The organism is Herbiconiux aconitum, assembly GCF_024979235.1.
Lineage (GTDB): Bacteria > Actinomycetota > Actinomycetes > Actinomycetales > Microbacteriaceae > Herbiconiux > Herbiconiux aconitum.
The window spans coordinates 430,617-444,648 of the sequence record NZ_JANLCM010000001.1; the positions used below are offsets into that span (position 1 = coordinate 430,617).

The 14,032-nt window shown below is 69.3% G+C and carries 15 protein-coding genes; 7 read left to right on the top strand and 8 right to left on the bottom strand.

Features of this window, described 5'->3' with window-relative positions:
• The first annotated feature begins 23 nt into the window (after positions 1 to 23).
• Complete coding sequence (locus N1027_RS01955) at positions 24 to 2,411, top strand: hypothetical protein (protein WP_259504554.1); 2,388 nt, start codon at positions 24 to 26, stop codon at positions 2,409 to 2,411.
• Here the strand turns inward: N1027_RS01955 and N1027_RS01960 are convergent.
• A complete protein-coding gene (locus tag N1027_RS01960) occupies positions 2,365 to 3,159 on the bottom strand; it encodes an alpha/beta fold hydrolase (protein WP_259504556.1) in 795 nt (264 codons plus the stop codon). The genes N1027_RS01955 and N1027_RS01960 overlap by 47 nt on opposite strands.
• 153 nt (positions 3,160 to 3,312) lie before the next feature.
• Between N1027_RS01960 and N1027_RS01965 the strand changes: the two genes are divergently transcribed.
• From N1027_RS01965 to N1027_RS01980, 4 genes are read left to right on the top strand one after another with little or no spacing between them, the layout of a single operon-like run.
• Positions 3,313 to 4,194 (top strand): ABC transporter ATP-binding protein, encoded by an 882-nt coding sequence (locus N1027_RS01965; protein ID WP_259504557.1) that lies wholly within the window; start codon positions 3,313 to 3,315, stop codon positions 4,192 to 4,194.
• Positions 4,191 to 5,069, top strand: coding sequence for an ABC transporter permease (locus N1027_RS01970; RefSeq protein WP_259504559.1), 879 nt, complete (start codon positions 4,191 to 4,193; stop codon positions 5,067 to 5,069). The genes N1027_RS01965 and N1027_RS01970 overlap by 4 nt, the downstream gene beginning before the upstream one ends.
• Before the next feature lie 57 nt (positions 5,070 to 5,126).
• Positions 5,127 to 6,287 (top strand): sensor histidine kinase, encoded by a 1,161-nt coding sequence (locus N1027_RS01975; RefSeq protein ID WP_259504561.1) that lies wholly within the window; start codon positions 5,127 to 5,129, stop codon positions 6,285 to 6,287.
• Between the two features lie 28 nt (positions 6,288 to 6,315).
• Positions 6,316 to 6,972, top strand: a complete 657-nt coding sequence (locus tag N1027_RS01980; protein ID WP_259504562.1) for a response regulator — start codon at positions 6,316 to 6,318, stop codon at positions 6,970 to 6,972.
• Positions 6,973 to 6,984: 12 nt separating this feature from the next.
• Here N1027_RS01980 and N1027_RS01985 read toward each other — a convergent pair whose 3' ends face one another.
• Positions 6,985 to 7,737, bottom strand: a complete 753-nt coding sequence (locus N1027_RS01985) for an ABC transporter permease (protein ID WP_259504565.1) — start codon at positions 7,735 to 7,737, stop codon at positions 6,985 to 6,987.
• Complete coding sequence (locus N1027_RS01990) at positions 7,737 to 8,702, bottom strand: ATP-binding cassette domain-containing protein (protein WP_259504567.1); 966 nt, start codon at positions 8,700 to 8,702, stop codon at positions 7,737 to 7,739. The genes N1027_RS01985 and N1027_RS01990 overlap by 1 nt, the downstream gene beginning before the upstream one ends.
• A gap of 91 nt (positions 8,703 to 8,793) precedes the next feature.
• On the opposite strand from N1027_RS01990, the gene N1027_RS01995 reads away from it, so the two are divergent.
• Positions 8,794 to 9,450, top strand: coding sequence for a PadR family transcriptional regulator (locus N1027_RS01995; RefSeq protein ID WP_259504570.1), 657 nt, complete (start codon positions 8,794 to 8,796; stop codon positions 9,448 to 9,450).
• Positions 9,451 to 9,478: 28 nt separating this feature from the next.
• Here N1027_RS01995 and N1027_RS02000 read toward each other — a convergent pair whose 3' ends face one another.
• Genes N1027_RS02000 through N1027_RS02010 form a run of 3 tightly spaced genes read right to left on the bottom strand, consistent with a single transcriptional unit; the run spans position 9,479 to position 11,561 of the window.
• A complete protein-coding gene (locus tag N1027_RS02000) occupies positions 9,479 to 10,693 on the bottom strand; it encodes a UDP-N-acetylmuramate dehydrogenase (protein ID WP_259504572.1) in 1,215 nt (404 codons plus the stop codon).
• Positions 10,690 to 11,118 (bottom strand): MaoC/PaaZ C-terminal domain-containing protein, encoded by a 429-nt coding sequence (locus N1027_RS02005; protein WP_259504574.1) that lies wholly within the window; start codon positions 11,116 to 11,118, stop codon positions 10,690 to 10,692. The genes N1027_RS02000 and N1027_RS02005 overlap by 4 nt, the downstream gene beginning before the upstream one ends.
• A complete protein-coding gene (locus N1027_RS02010; RefSeq protein ID WP_259504576.1) occupies positions 11,115 to 11,561 on the bottom strand; it encodes an FAS1-like dehydratase domain-containing protein in 447 nt (148 codons plus the stop codon). The genes N1027_RS02005 and N1027_RS02010 overlap by 4 nt, the downstream gene beginning before the upstream one ends.
• Before the next feature lie 75 nt (positions 11,562 to 11,636).
• Here N1027_RS02010 and N1027_RS02015 point away from each other — a divergent pair, with 75 nt between their 5' ends.
• The gene (locus N1027_RS02015; RefSeq protein ID WP_259504578.1) at positions 11,637 to 12,572 is read left to right on the top strand and encodes a Ppx/GppA phosphatase family protein; all 936 of its coding nucleotides are present in this window, start codon (positions 11,637 to 11,639) and stop codon (positions 12,570 to 12,572) included.
• Positions 12,573 to 12,584: 12 nt separating this feature from the next.
• Here the strand turns inward: N1027_RS02015 and N1027_RS02020 are convergent, their stop codons facing one another.
• Positions 12,585 to 13,430 carry a TrmH family RNA methyltransferase gene (locus tag N1027_RS02020; protein ID WP_259504580.1) on the bottom strand — a complete coding sequence of 282 codons (846 nt, stop codon included), beginning with the start codon at positions 13,428 to 13,430 and terminating at the stop codon, positions 12,585 to 12,587.
• Between the two features lie 61 nt (positions 13,431 to 13,491).
• On the bottom strand, positions 13,492 to 13,995 hold the full coding sequence (locus tag N1027_RS02025) for a VanZ family protein (protein WP_259504582.1): 504 nt from the start codon (positions 13,993 to 13,995) through the stop codon (positions 13,492 to 13,494).
• Between the last annotated feature and the right edge of the window lie 37 nt (positions 13,996 to 14,032).

The following is a 14,032-nucleotide window of genomic DNA, read 5'->3' on the forward strand; positions in this document are numbered from 1 at the left end:
CTTCGACGAGTAGAGTTTCGCTCATGAAATCCCATGCGGTGCTCGCCTCGGGGTTCAGCGCGCTCCTCTGTGTCGGCCTCGCCGTCGTGGTGGCCCTGGCTGCTCCGCACTCGCCGGCGAGCGCCGACAGCCTCCTGGCGGTGTCCAACGCACCGGCAAGCGGCAGCGTGGTGATCGCGTCGCCAGACGGTTCCGTGTCGTTCCTGATCGACGGGCAGGGAGGCGCGGGCGAGACGATCGATGTGCGAGCGGTGCCGTCTGTCGGCGACCTGTTGACGCTGTGCTCCGTCATCGTGGCGGCAGACGGCAGTTGGTCGTGCACCGTGACCACGACCCGCGACTTTCCTGGTCCCGTCAACGTCTACAACGGCAGCGACGTGGTCATGCTGCAGTTCGGGTTGCTCCATCCGCCTCAGGTGACGACGGATGTTGGGAGCAGCACCACGATCACAGCGACGCCGGATGCGCCGCTGTTCACCGGCAGCGGCGTGCCAGGGGGGTTGCTGCGGGTCGTGCTGAGCGACGGGAGCGGTTGCACCACGACGATCGACGGGAGCGGCTCCTGGAGCTGCCGCCCGCCGACGCTTCCCACCGGCCCCGGACCATTCACACTGACGGTGAGCCAGGCCTACCCGAGCGCCCCCACCAGCTGGGCTGAAGGTCTGCCCCTGCAACTGATCGTCGATGCCGGAGTCGTGGTCGAACCGCCCATTCCACCCGACCCGGAAGACTCGGGTGAAAGCGATGACGGGCCAGGGGGAACGGGCGGCACCGGCGGCACCGACGGGTCGGCCGAACCCGACGGCTCCGCTGAAGCGGATGCGCCGGACACCACCGCGAACGCCGATGGGGTGGGCGGTTCCGACGGAGGCAGCGGAGGCGAGGCCGCCGACCTCGGCTGGACCGGATCGGCGCTCGAAGACCCATCCGCGCAGGTGGGTTCTTCAGGGGACAGTCGCGCACCCGCCGGCGGGGACGGGGAGGGGCGAACGGGAGCGGCGCAGAACGGTCAAGGTGGTCGCGATGCGGCAACCGAGCGCTTCTGGTCCAGAGGTGAAACGGCCGACCGACCCGGTGGGGCCGGCGCTGGGAGCTCCGACAGGCCTGCGGGCGCTGACGCTGCCGGCGGAGGCGGATCTGCCTCCGAGTCCCAGACCGGTGTTCTCGCATCATTCGCGCTGCCGTCGGAGTTCGGCTCGAGCCTTCGAACGGTCGATGAGGTGTTGTCGTTCCCACCTCCGACGACCGTTTTCCTGGTGCTCCTGCTCGCCGGGGCCCTGCTCCTCGTGATCGTGCCGGGCGGCCTGCTCGAGGCGACACTGCACGAGAACCACGACCGGATTCGAGGCGCGCTCGCCGGCGTTCTCAGGCGTGGAGCGATGATTGCGCCGGTGAAGTGGGTCGGCGATCGATTGCGCGACCCGTTCGCGAAGATGCGAGTCGGAACGCGGATCGCTCGTTCGACCGTTGTACACGCGGGCGGTCGCGGCGGTCGCGCCTTCCCCGTCCTGTTCGCGGTCGGCGTCGCCTCTCTGGCGTCCGTCGCGGTCGATCCCGAGGCCCGTGCCGACGCGGCCTCCGCGCGACTCTTCGCCGCCTTCGCGATCGCGATGATCGTGTGCGGAGCGGTGCCCGCCGCGGTCGCGTCGCTTTACGCCCGACACCGGTGGGGCACGAGCGGCACCGTGATGAGTCGATCGTCGGCACTCGTGCTGACGGCCCTGAGTGTGCTGATATCCCGCGCCGTCGGATTGGAGCCGGGCTTCGTCTTCGGCATCGTCATCGCCCTCGAACTCGGTGCAACCGTCAGCAGAGCGAGGAGTGCACTGCTGGTGGCGGTCACGAACCTCTCACTCATCGCAATCGCTGTGCTCGCGTGGGTGGTGCACTCCGCCGTCGAGCCGAGCGTGCTCCGCGCCCCCGACGCATTCGGTGCGCTTGTGCTCGACACCACGACCGCGATCGTGGTCTGCGGATTCAGCGGCCCCCTGGTCTCGCTGGTTCCCCTGAGGTTCCTTGACGGGAACACCCTGTTCACCGCTTCCCGACGCGCGTGGGCGATGCTGTTCCTGGTCGCGGTCGCCGCCTTCTGCGTGGTGCTTCTACCGCTGCCCGGAGCTTGGGCCGCGGTAGGCGGCGAGCTCCTCCCGTGGTTCCTCGCCTTCGGCGCTTTCGCGCTGCTCAGCCTCGGCGTGTGGGCGTACTTCCGCTTCGCCTCCGGACGCGCGACCGGCCTGACCTCCCAGACCGGCCGGACCGCCCGAGCCAGCCAGACCGCCCACGCCGACCAGACCGCCCACGCCAGCCAGACCGCCCACGCCGACCAGACCGCCGACGCCGACCAGCCCACCGGAGCCGGTCAGGTCAGCGCACCAGGCGAGCGATCTCGCGAGCCAGTGGTGCGCGAATGAGATGGTCGGTGTGCGCCACCTCGTGCAGCACGACGTGATGCATCGCCCCGAGCCGCTCGACCGTCGCCGGCACGATCACCTGGTCGCGGGAACCGAACACGATGTCGACCGGCACGGTGATCTGAGCGACATCCGCAGTGGCGGTCTGCGTCTCGATGCAGTTCTCCAACGACTTGGAGAAGGCCAGCCAAGACTGCTCGTCGATCTTCATCGATCCGTTGGGCATCCACTTCGAGAACCGGCCGGCGTTGTTGATGATGGTGAGCTTGTTGCTGCGCACGAAGCGATAGAACCACAGATAACCACCGACCCGAAGCCGATGGCTCAGCTCGTCGATGTAACGGCGGTCGGGGTAGATCGGCGGGCTCGCGAGAATGACGTGCGAGATCTCGCGCCGATGCACGGCAGCGTAGCGACCGGCGATGAGGGCGCCCAGGCTGTGGCCGACGATGGTGTACCGCCCGCGGATGCGCAACGAGCGGATCGTCTTGTGCAAGGCCAGCACGTGCTCATCGAGAGTGAATCCCACACCCGGGCCGCCGACCGACCCTCCGAAGCCGAGGACATCGATCGCGATCACGCGGTAGAGAGGTGCAAGAAAGGGCACGACGAGCCGCCAACTCGCCGACGACGAGGCGATGCCGTGCAGGAGAACGACCACCGGCCCATCACCCTGATCGACGGCGACATGCAGCAGCGGCACGCCGCCCGCTCCTCGGGATCCGCGCATCCGCTCCAAGACGCTCATTGCGACCACTCCCCTCGCCTCGGCGGCTCACGATGCGAGCATCCGTCACTATTCACTGAGGATACATCATGACGCGCATCCACCGTTCGGGGGATGCGCGAATCCGGCCGACGACGGCTGGTGCCGGCGCGCGCGAGTGGCGAGCATGGATGCATGACTTCTTCGCATCGCGGCTCCGGACCGGCGGTCACCGTCGACGGACTCCGCAAGAGCTACGGCAGCTTCACCGCCGTCGACGGCATCGGCTTCGAGATCGCCCGCGGCGAGACGTTCGCGTTGCTCGGGCCGAACGGCGCCGGAAAGAGCACGACGGTCGAGATCCTCGAGGGTTACCGCGAGCGTAGCGGAGGCGAGGTGAGGGTGCTCGACGCCGACCCGCGACACGCGACGCTCGAGTGGAAGGCGCGCATCGGCATCGTGCTGCAGCAGACCGGCGAGAGCGGCAATGTGACCGTGCGAGAGCAGCTCACCCACTTCGCGGGCCTGTATCCGCGACCGCGCGACGTCGATGAGGTGATCGCCGCCGTCGGGCTCGAAGAGAAGGCGAAGACGCGCATCAAGTCGCTCTCCGGAGGGCAGCGCCGGCGAGTGGATGTCGCGCTCGGCGTCATCGGCCGGCCCGAACTGCTGTTTCTCGACGAACCGACCACGGGATTCGATCCGGAAGCCCGGCGTCAGTTCTGGGAGTTGATCCGGTCGCTCTCGCGGGAAGGCACGACGATCGTGCTGACGACCCACTACCTCGACGAGGCCGCGCAGCTGAGCGATCGCGCCGCCGTCATCGCCGGCGGCCGGCTGATCGACATCGGACCGGTGCACGAACTGGGATCGGCGGAGGCCCGCGTGCCCCTGGTTCGCTGGTGCGACACCGGGTCGGGCTCCGTGCACGAGCAACGCACCCACGAACCGGCGCGCTTCGTCGCCGGCCTCGTGGCCGAGCATGGCGAACCGGCCGAACTCGAAGTCATCCGGCCGTCGCTCGAAGACATCTACCTCGAACTGGTCGCCTCGTCTGAATCGGAGAAGGCAGCATGAGCACCCTCACCACCACCTCGGTCACGACCGCCACCAGCCCCGACGGCACCCGCTTCGGCGCCGTGCGGGCCGTGCGGCTCGGTCTTCGCCGCGTCGGTTACGAGACGAAGATCTACTTCCGCGCCGGCGACACAGTCTTCTTCACCTTCCTCTTTCCGGTGGTGCTGCTCGGCATCTTCTCGGTCGCGTTTGATGGCCTCGGCAACGTCGGCACGAATCCCGACGGCTCCGGCGGCATCAGCCAGGCCGCCTACTATCTGCCGGGGATGATCGCCGCCGGCATCCTGCTCAGCGGCGTGCAGAACCTCGGCGTCGACATCGCGATGGAACGCGGCGACGGCACCCTCAAACGCCTGGCCGGCACACCCCTCCCCGTGATCTCTTATTTCATCGGCAAGATGGGCCAGGTGCTGGTCACCTCGCTGGCCCAGGTGATCTTGCTGATGCTGCTCGCCCGGGTGGCGTTCGGGGTCGCGTTGCCGACCGAACCCGAGAAGTGGTTCACCTTCGTCTGGGTCTACTTCCTCAGCATCTTCACGGCGGCCGTGCTCGGCATCGCCATCTCTCGGCTGCCCCGCTCGGGAAAGAGCGCCTCCGCGGTGATCATCCCTCCCCTCCTGGTGTTGCAGTTCATCTCCGGCGTGTACCTCAACTTCGCGCTGCTGCCCGAGTGGCTGCAGAACATCGCGAGCATCTTCCCGTTGAAGTGGATCGCGCAGGGAATGCGGGCAGCGCTCCTCCCCGACTCCTTCGCTGCAGCCGAGGCGGGCGGCACCTGGAATCTGCCCGGTGTCGCCATCGCTCTCGGCATCTGGCTGGTGGTGGGGTTGGTGGTCTGCCGGGTGACTTTCCGCTGGATCCGCAAAGACAGCTGAACGACGGATGCCTCGACACCGTCGTTCACCGGAGTGCCGCACGAATAGGGTGGGCCCATGAACCGCACCCGCTGGTGGCACGTCGCGGTGGCCGGAGCGCTCCTCGTGGTGGGCGCGCTCGTTGTCACCACACCCGTCGCGCCCGCCTGGACCACTCCCGCTGCGCTCGCCGTGCTCGCCGCCTTCGGGCTGTTCTACGCACTGGTCGGGCGGCGCGGGCTCAGCGACCCGCGCTGGGCGACGCCGCTGATCGTGGCCGTCGTCGCCACGGTCGCGATCGGGACCGCTCTCTCGCCGAATGTCGCGACGCTGCAGTGCATCGCGTTTCCGATGATCTGGGCGCTCTGTCCGGGCGAATCGATGCGGCGCCCGATCCTCACCTGCGTGGTGATGGCGATCGGCGTGTCCGCAGGGTTCTGGATCAGCCTCGGCGGAGGGCTCGATGCCCTCGTGCAGGGCGTCGTGATCGAGGTGGTGTCCATCGCCCTCGGCATCGGGCTCGGCGTGTGGTTCACCACCGAGATGCGCACGGGCGGCGAGAACACCCGGCTGCTCGCCGAACTCACCGCTGCTCAGGGCCAGCTCGCCGCCATGCACCGCGAATCCGGTGCCACCGCCGAGCGCGAACGGCTCGCCCGCGAACTGCACGACACCATCGCCCAGAACCTCACCAGCCTCGTGATGCTCGCCCAGCGCGGCCAGAACCGCGGCACCGACGGCACCGGAATGCACGACGACTTCGAACTCATCGAACAGGTGGCACGGGATGCCCTCACCGAAGCCCGCGCTCTCGTCGCCGCGACCGCGACGGTGCCGGTCGACGGTGGACTCGCGGCAGCCCTGGCACGCCTCGTCGGCACCTTCGAGCGCGAGACCCGCATCGAGATCGACACGAGCCTCGACGAGGTCGGCACCCTGCCGCGCGAACTCGAGGTCGTGCTGCTCCGCTGCGGGCAAGAGGCGCTCGCGAACGTGCGCAAGCATTCGGGCGCCTCACGGGCACGGCTCGCGCTGCACCGGAGCGCCGGCTCCATCACGCTCACCGTGGGCGACGACGGGATCGGTATCGGTGCCGCCGACGCAGCGAGCGCTCACAGCGGCTTCGGCCTCGAGGGCATGCGGCAGCGCCTCGCCCTCGTGGGCGGAACCTTGCGCGTCGCCTCCCTCGCGGGCGGCGGCACCGAGCTCGTGGCGACGGTTCGGGAGGAGGAGCGGTGAACGACACCCCCTGGAAGGCGTCGGTCTCGTGAGCTCCTCCCGAAACGGCGACACGGCACCGGCGATCCGCGTGCTCGTCGCCGACGATCACCCGATCGTGCGCAGCGGCATCGTCGCCCTCCTCAGCGCGGCCGACGGCATCGAGGTAGTGAGCGAAGCTGCCGACGGCGCCGAAGCGGTGACCCTGGCGGGCGAGCTGACACCCGACGTCGTGCTGATGGATCTCCGGATGCCGGTGCTCGGCGGCTCCGAGGCGACCGCGGCCATCCTCACCGCCGACCCGAGCATCCGGGTGCTCGTGCTCACGACCTACGAGAGCGACGATCACATCCTCGGAGCCATCGAGGCCGGCGCGAGCGGCTACCTGCTGAAGGCCGCGCCGCAGGAGGAGATCATCGCCGGCGTACGCTCGGTGGCCGCCGGCCAGACGGTGCTCGCACCCTCCATCGCCACCAAGCTCGTGCAGCGGATGCGCAGCGGATCGCCCGCGGTGCCCGCCCTGAGCGCCCGGGAACTCGAGGTGCTCCGACTCGTCTCCGACGGCCGGAGCAACCCCGAGATCGCGCGGGCGTTGTTCATCGGCGAGGCCACGGTGAAGACGCATCTGCAGCACGTCTTCGAGAAGCTCGAGGTCTCCGATCGCACCCGGGCGGTCACCCGCGCAATGGAGCTCGGGCTGCTCTGAGCGGCGCGACCCCTACGCGTTCTCCTTGCGGAACGTGCGCGTTCCCACGTAGAGCCCCGCCGCGAAGAGCACGATCGTCCAGATCACGCCCCACATCGTGGTGATGGTCCAGAAGTTGCCCACGAACAGTTCACGGATGGCGTTCACGATGTATTTCGTGGGCATGAAATCGCTCACCACCTGCAGCCACTGCGGGCCGATGGTCATCGGCAGCAGGATGCCCGACAGCAGCAACACCGGCAGTGCGATGCTGTTGAGCACCGGGGCCATCACGTCTTCGCTCTTCGTGGTGAGCGCGAGGGCGTTGGACGCAGCAGCGCAAGCAGCCCCGAGCAGCACGGTGAGGATGAGGCCGAACACCATGCCGAGGATCGAGCCGGTGAGCCCGAACAGGAACGCCAGCCCGATCAGCACGATGCCCTGCACGAACAGCTGCAGCACGTCGCGCAGGATGCGCCCGAGCAGCAACGCCGTGCGGCTCGCCGGCGTCACGCGCTCGGCTTCGATCACGCCGGCGCGCCACTCCGCGATGAGGCCGAAGCCCGCAAACAGCGCGCCGAACAGGCCGAGCTGCACCAGCAGGCCCGGAACGAACAGGGTGTAGGCGTTCTGCGTGCCGAGCTGGCTCGCGATCGGCTCGAGCAGCGGCCCGAAGAGCACCAGGTAGAGGATCGGCTGCACGAGCCCGATGATGACCCAGGCGGGGTTGCGGAGCGCCAGCCGCAGCTGCCGCCGGAAGACGATGTAGGTGTCGCGCCAGAACATCAGGCATCCTCTCGAAGGGAACGGCCGGTGAGGGTGAGGAAGACGTCGTCGAGGGTGGGCCGGCGCACCTCGATCGACTCGAGCTCGATCGACGCGGCATCCAGCGCGCGGATGAGGCCCGGGATCTCGTGCCCAGCGCCGCGCACCCGTGCGCTCACGCTGTCGGTGTCGGTGTCGACGTCGGTGTCGGCGATGCGCGCGAGGAGCTCGGCGGCCGCGGCCGACTGCGCCGCGTCCGTCACGACGAGCTCCACGAGATCGCCCGAGATCTGCCGCTTCAACGCATCCGGGGTGTCGCTGGCGACGATGGAGCCGTGATCGATCACGAGGATGCGGTCGCAGAGCGCGTCGGCCTCGTCGAGGTAGTGGGTGGTGAGGAAGACGGTGGAGTCCAGGCGCACGCGGAGGTCGGAGATGTGCGTCCAGAGGTTCGCGCGGGCCTGCGGATCGAGGCCCGTGGTGGGCTCGTCGAGGAACACCAACGTGGGGTCGTGCACCAGGCCCATCGCGATGTCGAGCCGGCGACGCTGACCGCCCGACATCGCTCGGGGCTCCCGCGTCCACAACCCGTCGAGGTCGAGCTGCTCGAACAACTCACGACCGCGGGCCTCCGCCTGCTTCTGGCTGATGCCGTAGAGCATGCCGTGATCCATGATCTCCTCGCCCGCACGCGCCTCGGGCGAGGTCGATCCGCTCTGCGAGACGTAGCCGATACTGCGCCGCACCTGCTGCGACTGGGTCGCGACGTCGTATCCGGCGACCGTTGCGGTGCCGGCGGTGGGCTTCAGCAGAGTGGTGAGCATGCGCAGCGTCGTCGTCTTGCCCGCGCCGTTGGGGCCGAGGAAGCCCACGATCTCGCCCTTCTCGACGTCGATGTCGACTCCGGCGACCGCCTTCACGTCTTCTTTCTCCTTGCCTCGGCCGCGCCCCGCGAAGGTGCGCGCGAGCCCTCGTGCATGAATCATGGATCTCCCTTTGTCGGAGCCTATTATTCAAACTTGAACACCTCCGTGTCAAGGCGTTTTCTTGGTCGATGCACGCTCATATACTCGGCTCATGGCCACCCTGACGACCCGCGCGCTCCTCCTGGGAGTCGTCAGCCTGTTCGAGCCCGCGAACGGCTACCAGCTGCGCCGCGAGCTGCTGTCCTGGGGCGTGGAGGACTGGGCGCACATCAAGCCGGGATCGATCTACTCGATGCTCAGCACCTTCGCCAAGCAGGGCTTCATCGATCGCCATGACCTCACCGAGGGTGACCGCACGGTGGCCGTCTACACGATGGCGGATGCCGGCCGGGCCGAGCTCGACCGACTGCTGCGGGAGGCGGTGGTCACGGTGAACGCCATGAACCCCTCCAGCTTCCGGGTGGCGATCAGTCTCTCACCGCTCTTGCGGCGGGCCGAGATGCTCGATGCCTTGCGGGAACGCGAGCGGCGAGCATCCGTTCGCAGCGCCGAACTGCTGGAGAAGATCGCGGCGGTCGCCCGCGGCTTGGCCCCGCCGCACGTCGCCCACACGCTCGAACTCGAACTGCGGCTGCTCGAGACCGAGCGCGCCTGGGCGTCGGAGTACGCCGAGACGATCGCGGCCGGAGGTCTGGTCTTCGCCGGCGAGAGCGACCCCGCCTGGGCACCACCGGCCGACGACGCCGGCTGGCAGATGGTGGGCGAGTCGCAGCGCTACCGGGAGCTGATCGAGCGCGAGAAGCGCTGACACCGCCACTGAGTCGCCGCTCTCTCTTTCAGAGCTCGTGACCCAGGAAGACGGGCTCGGGCTGGAGGAGCACGCCGAACTCGGCGAGCACCCGGCCCTGCACGTAGCGGGCGAGTTCGGAGACATCCGCCGCCAGCCCGGTGCCCGACGAAGCGCCCGTGTTGACGATCGCCAGGGTGTGCTTCGACGAGATCGCGGAGGTCGACCCGGGCAACGAGAAGCCGCGCCGGATGCCGGCGTTCTCGATCAGCCACGCCGCGCTGAGCTTCACGTGGTATTCCGCGGGCAGCGCCGTGGCCGAACTGTCGCCGTCGACAGCGATCTCCATGCCGTCTTCGAGCGGGATGATCGTGTCGGGCTCGTCGGGCTCGATCTGCCAGCGCGGCGCGCTCGGCGGCAGGGTGCGCGCGAAGTGCTCGGTGACGATCGGGTTGGTGAAGAACGAGCCGGCACTCACCGAGTCGGGGTCGTCGGCATCCAGCACCATGCCCTTGCTGCCGCGCAGCCACAGCACGGCGCCGCGCACCTGGTCGATGGGCATCCGCTCCCCCAGGTCGATGCCGAGCGCCGACGCGAGCTGGGCGTAGTTCACCGGTTCGCTGAGAGCGGCGGATGCGCCGGGGTCGTCGACATCGACCGCGTCGGTGAGCGAGTCGGCGCCCTCGAGCGAGTCGCCCCAGGCATCGCGCAGTTCGAAGGTGACCGAGATGACCACCCCGCGGAGGCCGCGTTTGAAAACGCTCGAACGGTAGGAGAGCTCGAGGTCGTCATGCGACATCCGGCGCACCTCGCCCGTGCCGAAGTCGAGGAAGTCGAGCGACACGATCGCCGACGCGACCTCTTGGCCGTAGGCTCCGATGTTCTGGATCGGCGCCGCTCCCACGGAACCCGGGATGCCGGAGAGCGCTTCGATGCCGCTCCATCCGTTCTCGACGGTGTGCCGCACGAAGTCGTCCCAGGGCTCGCCGGCCTGCACGCGCAGGCGCACCGAGCCGACCTTCGACATCACGGGCGCGATGCCGCGCGTGGCGATCCGGATGACCGTGCCGTCGAAGCCGTCATCGGCCACGACCACGTTCGATCCACCACCGAGCACGAACCAGTCGTCGTTCGAGGCCCAGGTCTCCCGCACCACCTCGAGCAGTTCGGGCTCGGTGGTCGCCGTCACGAAGCGAGCCGCCGGGCCGCCCACCTGGAGGGTCGTGAGCGGTGCGAGCGGCACGTCGAGGGCGGAGTCGCTCATGGCAGACGGACGCGCACCTGCGCCTTGCCCAGCACGGTCTCGTCGTTCACCGTGGTGGTGAGGTCGATGCGCGCCGTGCCGGCCTCCTCGTCGAGCTGGCCGATCTTCGCCACGACCGCGATCTGCACCCCGTCGACCGGATCGACCACGACGGGGCGGGTGAACCGCACCTGATAGCCCGACACGAGCGAGGCGTCTCCCAGCCACGCCACCACCGGCTGCACCGCGAGGCCCATGGTGAGCATCCCGTGCGCGAGAACGCCGGGCAGGCCCACCTCGGCCGCGATGTCGTCGCGGTAGTGGATGGCGTTGAAGTCTCCGGATGCGCCGGCATACCGCACGAGCGAATCGCGCGTCAGATGGTAGCTCGCCTCCGCCACCTGGTCGCCGACCTCGTATTTGTGCACGATCTCGAGGTCGCTCATACGTCTCCCCTCACCACGAGGGTCGAGACGGCGGTGACGACGTGCTCCCCCTCCGAGTCGGTGACGACCGATTCGGCCACCACCATGGCGTTGCCGCCCAGCATCTTGACGCTCGTGACGTTCAGCTGCGCTCTGAGCTCGTCGCCCGCCACGATGGGGCGCGAGTAGTCGAATCGCTGCTCACCGTGCACCACGTGGGTGAGCTCGATCCCTGCGTCCTCTTCACCGAGCAGCTGCCCGAGGGTCAGCTCCTGCACCACGATCGCGAAGGTCGGGGGTGCCACCAGATCGGCGTAGCCGGCGTCGCGCGCGGCCTCGACGCTGAGGTTGACGGGGTTCGAGGAGAACACGGCGCGCGAGAACTCCCGCACCTTCTCCCGGCCCACCAAGTAGGAATTCGTCTTCTCGAACACGCGTCCGACCAGCTCTGGATTCACTGCCACCCGCCCAGTCTACGGAGACCTCGGGGCAGGTCGCCCGCCCCAACCGGTCGTCGCGCCGTCCACTAGTCTCGGAACGTGCGACTCGGAGTGCTCGACGTGGGATCCAACACCGTCCACCTCATCGTGGTCGACGCGCATCCGGGCGCCCGCCCCGTGCCGGCCGCCTCGCACAAGTCGGTGCTGCGGTTGATGCGCTATCTCGAGCCCGACGGCAGCATCAGCGCTGCGGGTGTCGACGCGATCGTGGCCGCCATCTCGTCGGCGATGGAGGTGGCGCGGCGCGAGAACATCGAGGAGCTGCTGCCGATGGCGACGTCGGCCCTTCGCGAAGCCACCAACGGCGAGGCCGTGCTCGCCCAGGTCGAGGCCGCGACCGGCGTCTCGCTGCGCGTGCTCACCGGCGAAGACGAGGGGCGGCTGACCTTCCTCGCCATCCGCCGCTGGTACGGCTGGTCGAGCGGCAACATCCTGCTCTTCGACATCGGCGGGGGCTCGCTGGAGATCGCAGCCGGGTCTGACGAGTTCCCTGAAGTGGCTGTCTCGCTTCCTCTCGGCGCCGGGCGAACCACCGTGCAGTTCTTCCCCTCCGACCCGCCGACCCCCTCGCAGATGCTGGAATTGCGCGCGCACTCGCGGGCCGTGATGCGGGCGGATGCGCTTCCGCTGTTCGCCGGCCTGCCACCGTTCCAGCACGTGGTCGGCTCCTCGAAGACGATCCGCTCGCTCGCGCGACTGGCCGGCTCGACCCGGCCCAACGCATCCGGAGCCGGCGAACCCACCGTCACGCTCCGCCGCGCCGACCTCAAGGACTGGATTCCGCGACTCGGTCAGCTGCCCGCCGAGGCACGGCAGGCGCTGCCGGGCATCACGCCCGATCGCACCTTCCAGATCGTGGCCGGCGCCGTGGTGCTGCACTCGGTGATGAAGCTCTACGACGTCGACGAGCTCGAGGTGTCGCCCTGGGCGCTGCGCGAGGGCATCCTGCTGCGCTACCTCGACGGCCTGGGCTAGCCTCCGCGCCTCTCAGCGCGAGACCGCCCACATCGCCACGGCGCTCGCGGCCGCGACGTTGAGCGAGTCGATGCCGTGCAGCATCGGGATCTGCACCACTGTGTCGGCCGCGGCGATCGCCTCGGGGCTGAGGCCCTCGCCTTCGGCGCCGAGCACCAGGGCGACGCGCTCGGGAACCCGCCGTTCGAACTCGCGCAGGCTCACCGCATCCGGGGTCAGGGCGAGGGCCGCTGTGTGGAAGCCGTGTTCGGCGAGCAGGGGGGCCAGCTCGTGCCACTCCCCCACCCGCGTCCACGGCACCTGCAGAACGGTGCCCATGCTGACCCGGATGGCGCGCCGGTAGAACGGATCGGAGCAGCGCGGCGTCACGAGCACGGCATCGGCCCCGATGGCGCCGGCGGAGCGGAAGATCGCGCCGACGTTGGTGGGGTCGACCACGTTCTCGATCACGACGATGCGGCGGGTGCCGGTGCCGCCCGTGCCGCCGGAGCCGGTGCCTTCACCCGTGAGCAGAGCCGCGGCATCCGGAAGCGCGGGGCGGTTCATCGACGCGATCAGCCCCCGGTGCAGGAGGTAGCCGGTCAGCTCGGCGAGCAGCTCCCCGGGGCCCACGAACACCGGCACCTCGGGATGCCCGGCTTCGGCGAGCGCCGCCACGGCCTCCTCCTCGCTGCTGCCGAGCGCGAGCACGGAGCGGGGAACGTGCCCGGCCCGGAGCGCCCGCTGCAGCACGAGCAGCGATTCGGCGAGGTAGAGGCCGTGCTCGGTGCCGCGCGCCTTCTTCAGCGCCACGTCGGTGGCGTGCGCGTAGTCGGCCAGGCGCGGATCGCCGAGCTCGGCGACGGGGATGACGGGCATGAAACGAGAGTCTAGAACGACCACGGTGCCGGGGTCGTGGACAAGGGCACGGAGGACAGAGTCAGGGGCGCGCGGGCGCGGTGGGAGTGCGGGCCGCAGCGGCGCGCGTCGCCAGGGCGCGGATGGCGCGCGCCATGGCCCAGCCGAGGCAGGCGCCCGCCACGTTCGTGAGCACGTCGTTGATGTCGGCGGTGCGCCCCGTGTCGGCGAGGTACTGCGTCACCTCGATGGTGAGCGTGATCGCGAGGGCCACCGCGAAGGTGGTGCGGAAGCGCACAGCGGCCGCGGCCAGCAGCAGCCCGAACGGCACGAAGACGGCGACGTTCAGCACCGCGTCGACGGCCGAGCCCGGTCCGTCGAACAGAATAGGCACGAGATTCAGCCGCATCCCGAGCCCCGACCCTGGCCGCAGCGTCATCACGGCGAGGGATGCCGCCCATACTCCCACGAGCGGGATCGCCCAGCGCGCCGGCAACGGCGTGGGCCGGGCCGCGCTCACGAACGCCACCAGAGTCAGCGCGGCGAGAGCGCCGGCGAAAAGGAGGTAGAGCAGTGGTCCGAGCATGGTGTGCCCAGCCTGTCAGGCGAGTGCCCCAGAAGCC